Raw genomic sequence first — 7,278 nt, forward strand, 5'->3', positions numbered from 1 at the left:
GATGAATTTACCCACTTGGATTACGGTTTCACGCTTACTGGGCATTCCCATTTTGCTCTACATCCTGCACGGTGATTTAACCCCTACAGATCGTTGGATCTGCGTAGCCGTCTTTTTGGTGACTGCAGGGACAGATTGGCTCGATGGTTTTTTAGCCCGTCGGCTCAACCAGGTTACAGATCTGGGCAAGTTTTTAGATCCTTTGGCCGATAAGCTGCTGACGTTAGCCCCATTGCTGGCACTGATTGAGCTAGGCGAAGTTCCGGCTTGGGGTGTCTTTTTGATCTTGGTGCGAGAGTTGGCGATCGCTGGTTGGCGAGTGAACCCGACCTTTCAGCAACAGGGCGTTGTAGCAGCGAATCAGTGGGGCAAGCTCAAAACGGTGGTGCAAATTGCCGCGATCGCGCTCTTACTTGCCCCTTTGCCTGCTAACGGGCAGATTGTTGCTTTAGTCGCTTTTTGGGTGGCCGTGGCGCTAACCTGGATTTCAGGAGCGATTTATCTCTGGCCTAAGCCTGCTCCAACGTCTGCTAGCTAGCTATCGTTAGCCAGAATTTTCATGCCTCAAGTGTCTTTATCTGAGTTTGTTCAAGGCATTTGCTCAGGAGAGCAGCTTGCCAGCTTTCCCACAGATACGGTACCCGCCTTAGCAGGCCGCCCAGATCAAGCTCAGCGTATTTTTGCCCTCAAGCAGCGCGATTTTAGTAAGCCCTTAATTCTGATGGGCGCTACGCTAGCCGCTTTGCTGCCCTACACCCAGGGCACCCCTGCCGCCCAGGCCATCTGGCAGCAGACGGCTGAGCGCTTTTGGCCGGGTGCGTTGACTTTGGTAGTACCTGCTAGCGATCGCGTTCCAGGTGCAATGAATCCTCAGCAAACGGGGACGATTGGCATCCGCGTGCCTAACCACGCGCTGGCTCGCTACCTGTTAGCGCAAACGGGGCCGCTGGCAACCACGAGCGTCAATCGCTCCGGCCAGCCCGCCCTGCAAACCCTGGCAGCGATTGAAGCGGCTTTTCCCCAACTCTTGACGCTATCGGCGACTGCTCACGCAGAAATTCAATCAGCTATTGGGCAGTCTGCCTTAGCCGAGTCGTCATCAGCCTCTGGCAAGCCTTCTACCGTGGCTATTTGGCAAGAGACGGGCTGGCAGGTGGTGCGTCAAGGAAGCGTTTACTTGCCCCCAAAGTCGTCAATCTAGGCAAACCCTAAAGCGGTGGCAGCTAAATCAAAACCCCAAAGCGGGTCAAGTGCTTGAGCTAGAGACGGCTAGAAGCGTAAGCGGTTAGATACAATTTGATTGCCTGCGTTGTTTTAACTCTTGCCCTTTGTGACTTACTTCTCTGGTTCTGATGATTCGTCAGCGGCGGCTGACTTGTCGCTCACTCAACTGCAAGGCGCTTATCAGCGGGCTTTAGAAACTGCACATTTCAAAGCTGGTTTTTTAGCTAGAACAGCTCATGAGCTGCGATCGCCGCTGAATCATATCATTAGCCTCAACCAACTGATTCTCAACGATCTCTGTGATGATCCGGCTGAAGAGCGTGAGCTAATCGCTCAGTCTTATCAAGGGGCGATGAAAATGCTACAGCTTTTGGATCAGCTAATTCAAGTTTCTAAGCTTGAAATTGGCCGTGCGCAGCCTCAGATCGAAGCTTTCCCGGTGGCTCAACTGTTTGAGCGAGTGCAGCAACAGGTGCAGCTTCAAGTACGCGATCGCGGCATGCAGCTGCAAATTCAGCCGTTTGATCCTAGCTTGCAAATATTAGCCGATTGCCGTTGGCTCACTCAGATTTGGGTGAGCCTGATTGAATCTTCGGTTGAAACTGTCCAGACAGGGGCTATCCAACTGGGGGCTGAGTTAGCTGACTTGGGGCAAGTCTGTATTTGGTTACAAGATGGGCGATCGCCTGCGGATTGGCATCAACTCAGTCAGCATTTACAAAACCCTTCTCCGGTTGAGGAGTCCCTTGTTTCCCCAGACTCAGTTGTTTTGCCCATCAGTTTACGGATTTTGATTGCTCAATCCACGCTGGCGGCAATGGCAGCTACTTTAGCTGTGCAGCCAGCGCTAGCCGCTAGCCGTGAGCATCCGCATCTTAGGCTGGTGTGCCATTTGCCCCTAGCTCAGTAGAGGCCAGTCTGCCAACTGCTTACCGCCAATTTCCATCGGGTTGCCCAGCGGTTTCTTGCAAACGGACTGGAGGGGAAACGGGCTGATTAAACAGCACCATCGTCGTCGTTTCGTTGGTTTCAAAGCCAATACGTTCGTAAAACCGCTGCTGATGGGTGGTCATCAAATAAACGCGCTCAACCCGGCTCATGTGGGGATGGCTTAAAACCGTCTGCACCAGCTTCCGACCCAATCCAGCCCCCTGATAGTCAGGATGGATCACCACATCCCAAATGGTGGCTCGGTACACACCGTCTGAGGTCGCTCTAGAGAAACCAATCAGGCGATCGCCGTCCCAAACGGTAACCACTGGTTTACTGTGGGCGATCGCAGTGGCTAACTCTTCAGTTTGGCGATCGCAAGCCCAAAAAGCGGCCAAACGAAATAGCTGCTGCAGTTGCTCTAGAACCTCAGGCGTCAGGGCCTCTACGTAGCGAAACTGAACGTGGCTACAATCAATCATAGAGTCACTAAGTTTTTGCTGTGGCAAGCGCTAGTGTGGCAAGAAAAGTTTCAAACTGTAAACGTCTATCTAGGATAATCGTTGTAAAGCGAAACTTGGGTAATTAAAATCATCAAGTGAGGACAAAGTCGTCAATCTATGACAAAAAAACCGGGGTATCGCAAACAGGGTTGGGGCAAGTTTGGGCGGCGATCGCCTTTGATTTTTCTATTGTCATGGGTTTTGTCCGTGGGGTTAGGGCTGCAGCTAGCGCAGGCAATTACCCCGAAAAGCAGCGGTACCGTTGATCCACTGCGACCCGAATATGAGGTCGCACAGCAAATCTATCTCGAAAGCTGTGGTACCTGTCATTTAGCCGTTCCCCCGGCTGTTTTGCCCACTCAAACCTGGTATCAGCTACTCAACGATGTCCGGCACTACAGCACCGAGCTACCGCCTATTCCCCGATTTGACGCTCAGCTCATCGCCCGCTATCTCCGGTTTTACTCTCGCCCTTATTACGAAGGAGAAGACCTGCCGTTCCAAGTTTCTAGCTCCCGCTTCTTTACGGCCTTACACCCTCAAATAGCGTTTGACCAACCGCCCACGTTGAGGAGTTGTGTCGCTTGCCATCCCCAGGCTGCCGATTTTGATTTTCGCTCAGTGAGTGACCCCAGCTAAGCGCCCAGTACAACTCTCTGGCTCACAGAGTCTAGTGATAGGATGAAAGGGCTAATTATCAGCCCTTAGAGCTATCACAATAGGTGAGGTTAATCCCACTGTGTTGACCGCACCTGTGAGACTTAAAATTCTATTAAAGTTTCTCTACATAAGCCGTTTCCGTTTTCTGACATGCTGCTGACAAAATTTTTAGGCGATCCCAATGCCCGCAAGCTCAAGAAATTTCAACCAGATGTGGTTGAAATCAACTTGCTGGAAGAAGAAATTCAAGCCCTTTCGGATGAAGCGCTTGCAGGCAAAACTGTAGAGTTCAAGCAGCGTCTAGAAAACGGCGAATCTTTAGATGATTTGTTAAGCGAGGCCTTCGCGGTTGTTCGCGAGGCGGGTAAGCGCGTTTTGGGAATGCGCCACTTCGATGTGCAGCTGATTGGCGGCATGGTGCTGCACGATGGCCAAATTGCCGAGATGAAAACCGGAGAAGGTAAAACGCTGGTGGCGACTTTGCCGTCTTACCTCAATGCTTTGAGCGGTAAAGGCGTGCATATCGTCACCGTCAACGACTACCTAGCTCGCCGTGACGCGGAGTGGATGGGCCAAGTACACCGCTTTTTAGGTCTGAGCGTGGGTCTGATTCAGCAGGGCATGTCTCCTTCAGAGCGTAAAAAAAATTACGCTTGTGATATTACTTACGGCACCAACAGCGAATTCGGCTTTGACTATCTGCGCGACAATATGGCTACCTCGATTGCCGATGTCGTACAGCGTCACTTCAACTTTTGCATTATTGACGAAGTTGACTCAATTTTGGTAGACGAAGCTCGAACCCCTCTAATTATTTCGGGTCAGGTAGAGCGCCCCAGCGAAAAATATATGAAAGCTGCGGACGTAGCTCGCGCCCTCCAAACAGAAGAACATTACGAAGTCGATGAAAAGGCACGCAACGTCTTGCTGACTGACGAAGGCTTTATTCAGTCAGAGCAGCTTTTGAGTGTGACTGATCTGTTTGACCCGAAAGATCCCTGGGCGCACTATATTTTTAATGCCATTAAGGCTAAAGAACTTTTTGTCAAAGATGTTAACTACATCGTGCGCAATGGTGAAATCGTTATTGTTGATGAGTTCACTGGGCGGGTGATGCCCGGTCGCCGCTGGAGTGATGGTTTGCACCAGGCAATTGAAGCCAAGGAGCGGGTTGAGATTCAACCTGAAACACAGACACTCGCCAGCATCACCTACCAAAACTTTTTCTTGCTCTATCCTAAACTTTCGGGCATGACTGGCACGGCTAAAACCGAAGAAGCCGAGTTTGAAAAAATCTACAACCTAGAGGTAACGGTCATTCCGACGAACCGTTCGCTAGCGCGGCAAAACTACTCGGATATGGTTTACAAAACCGAAGAAGCCAAGTGGCGGGCGATCGCCGAAGAATGTGTAGAAATGCACGAAACGGGTCGTCCAGTTTTGGTGGGTACCACCAGCGTAGAAAAATCGGAACTGCTTTCGGCGCTGCTAGCAGAGCGCAATGTCGAGCATAATTTGCTCAACGCCAAGCCCGAAAATGTAGAGCGAGAGTCAGAAATTGTGGCTCAAGCAGGTCGGCGAGGAGCCGTTACCATCGCCACTAATATGGCGGGGCGAGGCACTGACATCATTTTGGGCGGTAATGCTGACTATATGGCTCGTTTGAAGCTGCGAGAGTATTTCATGCCTCGCATTGTTCAGCCCGAAGATGAAGACGAGTTTGCCGTCACTCAGGTACCCGTCGGCAAAGGGCGCAACAAAGCTCAAGGTTTTATGCCAGGGAAAAAAGTCAAAACCTGGAAAGCTTCACCGCAGATTTATCCGACTGATTTAACCCAAGAAACTGAAAAGCAGCTCAAAGAAGCCGTTGATTTTGCGGTTGCGACTTATGGTGAGCGCAGCCTACAAGAACTCCAAGCTGAGGAAAAAGTGGCGATCGCGGCGGAAAAAGCGCCGACGGACGATCCGGTCATTCAAAAGCTGCGAGATGTGTACCTAGCCATTTATCGAGAATACGAGCAGCACACTTCAGCCGAACACAACGAGGTGATTAACTTAGGCGGGCTGCACGTCATCGGTACTGAACGCCATGAGTCTCGCCGAATTGACAATCAACTCCGAGGCCGCGCCGGACGCCAAGGTGACCCTGGTTCCACCCGATTTTTTCTCAGCTTGCAAGACAACCTGCTGCGGATTTTTGGTGGCGATCGCGTCGCTGGCTTAATGAATGCCTTCCGCGTTGAAGAAGACATGCCCATTGAGTCGCGCATGTTGACCCGCTCGCTCGAAGGGGCACAAAAGAAGGTTGAAACCTATTACTACGACATTCGTAAGCAGGTTTTTGAATATGACGAGGTGATGAATAACCAGCGTCGGGCTATTTACGCAGAGCGGCGGCGCGTTCTAGAAGGGCAAGACCTGAAAGAACTGGTGATTAACTACGCTGAACAGACAATGAACGATATTGTCAACGCCTACATTAATCCCGAACTGCCTGCCGAAGAGTGGGATCTCAATAGCCTGGTAAATAAGGTCAAAGAGTTTGTTCATCTGTTGTCTGACCTAGAGCCTCAGCACATTGAAGATTTGTCAATGAGCGAGGTAAAAACTTTCTTACACGAGCAAGTTCGGATTGCTTATGACCTGAAAGAAGCGCAGGTCGATCAAATTAAGCCAGGGCTAATGCGCGATGCTGAGCGGTTCTTTATTCTGCAGCAGATTGACACGCTTTGGCGTGAACACCTGCAGCAAATGGACGCCCTGCGAGAGTCGGTAGGTCTGCGGGGGTATGGTCAAAAAGACCCGCTAATTGAGTACAAAAGCGAAGGCTACGAGCTGTTTCTTGACATGATGACAGGGATCCGCCGGAACGTTGTTTACACCCTCTTCCAGTTTCAGCCCCAGCCCCAGCCCAGCCCCTCAACCGCTGAAGCCGTTTAGCCGCTCAAGTTACCAATAAATAACTCAACAAAAAGCCGCCCAAATTTTAATCTTGGGCGGTTTTCGTTTGTATCTGTAGCCATTAGGTTGAGACGCTTAAATTGCTGAAAGCTGCTTACAGAAAACCTTTCGTTCTGCTTTCTGCCTTTAGCTAGATCAGGATCAAGAGCCGTATCTGGCGATCGCCATAGCACGTTAAGGCGCTGCTGACACTGCTTGAACAAGCTACCAGCGCTGGCCGAGTTCTTCTACTGCCGCTTGTAAAAAGGTGACTTTTTGGTTGAACCCCAATTGCTGCAAGTTTTCTAAAAGTCGCTCGGCTTTGTAAGAAAGGTGTTCCGCTTGCGGGACGGCTGGAAATTGTCCCCGCTTGTGGGCTTGAGCCAAACGATACCAAAAAGCCAGCTTGAGGGGTGCAGACAAATTACCATAGGCTACGCTGATACGGGTTTCTTCACCAGAAGCAATATCCTGCAGGGCTTCTATTTGCTCTTTGCGCTGTAGCTGCAACAACTGAGCAAAGAGACTTTGTACCATTTGTGAAAACATCACCGCTGGAGCCGCCATGTGAATGGCTTCTCCCATCATTTCGTAAATGCGCCAAAGAATAATAAGCTGTTCATCGGCTCGTAACTCGGTAAACTGATCAACGGTTTGTGAAACTACACTATCTTGACTGATTTGACGCGTAAGCATTTTATTAACCCCGTATTTATAGACATATTCTTAACCCTCACCACCTCTGGAAACTTTCAGGGGGCGATCGCCTACTGAAAGTTCAACTCCAAACTTGATCCCGATCGCCGAATTGCTTTAGCTGACCTGGGGATCGCCTTACCTCTATTGATCCCCAACTTTTTAGAAATGTGGGAAATCTTTCAATTTTCTTCGAATTTGGCAGCATCGTTCTTGAGACTTGCCATAGCATGCCCACGTCTACCGCCTTGGTTATCGGTCAAAATAGTTTCTTAGAGCTGATTTCTAAAGAGAAGTTGAAGCGTATCAGAGTCATGTGGGTAGT

The 7,278-nt window shown here is 50.3% G+C and carries 7 protein-coding genes; 5 read left to right on the top strand and 2 right to left on the bottom strand.

Annotated elements, in window-relative coordinates; genetic code table 11:
* Position 1: 1 nt before the first annotated feature.
* The 3 genes from pgsA (at position 2) to ACTS3T_RS21940 (ending at position 2,134) form a co-directional block, all read left to right on the top strand.
* Positions 2-538, top strand: coding sequence for a CDP-diacylglycerol--glycerol-3-phosphate 3-phosphatidyltransferase (pgsA, locus tag ACTS3T_RS21930; protein ID WP_377962041.1), 537 nt, complete (start codon positions 2-4; stop codon positions 536-538).
* A gap of 21 nt (positions 539-559) precedes the next feature.
* The gene (locus ACTS3T_RS21935; protein WP_377962043.1) at positions 560-1,201 is read left to right on the top strand and encodes an L-threonylcarbamoyladenylate synthase; all 642 of its coding nucleotides are present in this window, start codon (positions 560-562) and stop codon (positions 1,199-1,201) included.
* 129 nt (positions 1,202-1,330) lie between these two features.
* Complete coding sequence (locus tag ACTS3T_RS21940; protein ID WP_377962046.1) at positions 1,331-2,134, top strand: sensor histidine kinase; 804 nt, start codon at positions 1,331-1,333, stop codon at positions 2,132-2,134.
* Positions 2,135-2,153: 19 nt separating this feature from the next.
* Here ACTS3T_RS21940 and ACTS3T_RS21945 read toward each other — a convergent pair whose 3' ends face one another.
* A complete protein-coding gene (locus ACTS3T_RS21945) occupies positions 2,154-2,633 on the bottom strand; it encodes a GNAT family N-acetyltransferase (RefSeq protein ID WP_377962070.1) in 480 nt (159 codons plus the stop codon).
* 141 nt (positions 2,634-2,774) lie between these two features.
* On the opposite strand from ACTS3T_RS21945, the gene ACTS3T_RS21950 reads away from it, so the two are divergent.
* Positions 2,775-3,296: a cytochrome C gene (locus tag ACTS3T_RS21950; RefSeq protein ID WP_377962049.1), complete on the top strand. Its 522-nt coding sequence runs from the start codon at positions 2,775-2,777 to the stop codon at positions 3,294-3,296.
* A 174-nt stretch (positions 3,297-3,470) separates the two neighbouring features.
* The gene (gene secA / locus ACTS3T_RS21955) at positions 3,471-6,257 is read left to right on the top strand and encodes a preprotein translocase subunit SecA (protein ID WP_377962073.1); all 2,787 of its coding nucleotides are present in this window, start codon (positions 3,471-3,473) and stop codon (positions 6,255-6,257) included.
* 225 nt (positions 6,258-6,482) lie between these two features.
* Here the strand turns inward: secA and ACTS3T_RS21960 are convergent, their stop codons facing one another.
* Entirely contained in the window at positions 6,483-6,953 is a 471-nt protein-coding gene (locus tag ACTS3T_RS21960; RefSeq protein WP_377962052.1) for an orange carotenoid protein N-terminal domain-containing protein, read from the bottom strand.
* Positions 6,954-7,278: the final 325 nt, after the last annotated feature.

The organism is Almyronema sp., assembly GCF_052168255.1.
In the GTDB taxonomy this organism is placed as follows: domain Bacteria; phylum Cyanobacteriota; class Cyanobacteriia; order Phormidesmidales; family Phormidesmidaceae; genus Sphaerothrix; species Sphaerothrix epifaneia.